This is a genomic window from Opacimonas viscosa, from assembly GCF_024199005.1.
GTDB classification, from domain to species: domain Bacteria; phylum Pseudomonadota; class Gammaproteobacteria; order Enterobacterales; family Alteromonadaceae; genus Opacimonas; species Opacimonas viscosa.
The window spans coordinates 1-277 of record NZ_JANATA010000091.1 but is presented as its reverse complement, the minus strand read 5'-3'; the positions used below and the strand labels follow the sequence as shown (position 1 = coordinate 277).

The following is a 277-nucleotide window of genomic DNA, read 5'->3' as shown; positions in this document are numbered from 1 at the left end:
TGGAAAGTTTGTACTTAACAAGCTAAACGCTGAATATATGTTGATTGAAAACTCTGAATTTAAAGCCAAGTTTGAATTAAAAGAAGGTTTGATTGATGAAATTGAATTAATCAACACCAATTTCAACGGACTCTTCGACTCTTATTCTACAGAGTATGGTCGTTTTTATTGTTTTAAGTGCATATTCAGTGATTTCGTAGGCTTCGAAAAATCTAAATTCGCAGCTCTGCAAGGAGATAATGAATTAAATCAATTATCAATATTTAGATATGTTACA

General features: G+C 30.3%; 1 protein-coding gene. It reads left to right on the top strand.

The genetic code is table 11. The features are described from left to right. Positions 1 to 37: 37 nt before the first annotated feature. Positions 38 to 277, top strand: a 240-nt coding sequence (locus NLF92_RS12820; RefSeq protein WP_254102595.1) for a hypothetical protein, incomplete at its 3' end; no start/stop codon positions are given.